Genomic DNA, 1,897 nt, shown 5'->3' on the forward strand with positions numbered 1-1,897 from the left:
GGGCCGGATCGCGACGCAGCGTACCGACTTTGCGGCGCCAACCGGCGGCGTGCTGCGCATCGAGGGGTCGATTCAACAGCCGGACGTCGACACCACCAACGGGATGGGCTATTGGCCGGCCTTCTGGGCGCTCGGCGATGCGGCGCGGCCCGTCGGCGCCACCAACTGGCCCACCATCGGCGAGCTGGACATTATGGAGGCCATCAATGGCCGCAGCTCGGTGTGGGCCACATTGCATGGCAGCGTCTGGGCCGGCGGCCCGCCCTTCAACGAGCCCGGTGGAATTAGCTCGGGCGAACACCCTGTCCCGGGCGCCGGAACCAGCTTCCACACCTACGCTGTCGAATTCGACCGCAGCACGAGCATTGAGCAGTTGCGCTGGTACCTGGATGGCAACAACTTTTTCACCATCAACTCCGACCAGGTCTCCGCGACCGATTGGAGCAACGCCACCCACCACGGGTTCTTCGTCATCTTGAACGTGGCGATGGGCGGAGCCTTCCCGGCGGCGTTCGGCGGTGGCCCTACTGCCGCAACGGTTTCTGGGCAGCCGATGCTCGTCGATTACGTCTCGGTGTCCATAAAGGACTGATCGATGACCTAATGTCGGTGTGCGGCCTGAGACTGTTCACTCGCGGGATCCCGCGCCCGGATCGCGGTACAGTGACTGCACCGGGTGGGTTTCGGCGAGGGAGTGTCGATGTCTTTCGTATATGTGATGCCGGAGCTGATAGCGGCGGCGACAACGGATTTGACCGATATTGGTTCGTCGATCAGCGCGGGCGCTGCCGCAGCCGCTGTCCCCACGACGGAGATAGCGGTCGCGGCTGGGGACGAAGTGTCGGCGGCGATCGCGGCGTGCTTCGGGTCGTACGGGCGGTTCTATCAGGCGCTGCATGCCCAGGCATTCGAGTTCCACAACCAGTTTGTGCAGACGTTGAACGCGGGCAGGGGGTCGTATGTCAACGCGGAGGCCGTCAATGTTGCGCAGAATCTGCTAACCGCAATCAACGCGCCCACCCAGACCCTGCTGGGACGCCCATTGATCGGAAACGGCGCCGACGGGCTGCCCGGTAGCGGGCAGGATGGTGGGGTCGGCGGGCTGTTTTACGGAAATGGCGGGGCCGGCGGGTCAGGTGCGCCAGGCCAAGCTGGTGGTAACGGCGGGTCAGCCGGGCTGATTGGCTCCGGCGGGGCCGGTGGGCAAGGCGGGGCCGGCGCCAGCGTCGGCGGGGCCGGCGGAAATGGCGGCGCCGGCGGGTGGCTGTGGGGTAACGGCGGTGCCGGTGGTGCAGGCGGGCACGCATCCGTCGGGAACGGGCAGCCCGCCGGCGGGGCCGCGGCCAGCGGCGGGGACGGTGGAGCCGGCCCGGTCGGGGGCGGAACCGGGGGGACCGGCGGTGACGCCACGGCCGGTGACACCTTCGGCGGGTCCGCGACGGCGATCGGTGGGGTCGGCGGCCACGGCGGGGTTGGCGGGTTGCTGTGGGGTAACGGTGGTGCTGGGGGCGCCGGCGGGCACGCATCCAGCGGAGACGGGGGCGCCATTGTTGGCAACACCCTGGCCCAGGGCGGCGACGGCGGAGACAGCGCGGTCAACGGCGGGATCGGCGGAGACGGCGGGAATGCCGCCGTCGGCGCGTCTGCGGGCGGATCTTCCACCGCTATTGGAGGGGCCGGTGGGAGCGGCGGGGCTGGCGGCGTGCTGTTGGGTAACGGTGGTAGTGGAGGTGCGGGCGGGCTGGCCTCCAGCGGAGACGGCGGCGCCGGTGGCAACGTGACCGCCCAGGCCGGAAACGGCGGAAGCGCCTCGGTCAACGGCGCGACCGGAGGCAACGGCGGAAACGCCGCGGCCGGCACGTCTGCCGGCGGCGCATCGACGGCTAAAGGCGGGGCC

General features: G+C 69.8%; 1 protein-coding gene and 1 pseudogene. Both read left to right on the forward strand.

The genetic code is table 11. From position 1 onward, the window contains the following. Positions 1–592, forward strand: a pseudogene (locus tag F0Q45_RS25755) (family 16 glycosylhydrolase); the annotation flags it as partial. Between the two features lie 108 nt (positions 593–700). Beyond that, the coding region (locus tag F0Q45_RS25760; RefSeq protein WP_149656557.1) for a PE family protein at positions 701–1,897 on the forward strand (1,197 nt) is incomplete at its 3' end.

Source organism: Mycobacterium simiae (genome assembly GCF_008370645.1).
Taxonomy (GTDB): domain Bacteria; phylum Actinomycetota; class Actinomycetes; order Mycobacteriales; family Mycobacteriaceae; genus Mycobacterium; species Mycobacterium simiae_A.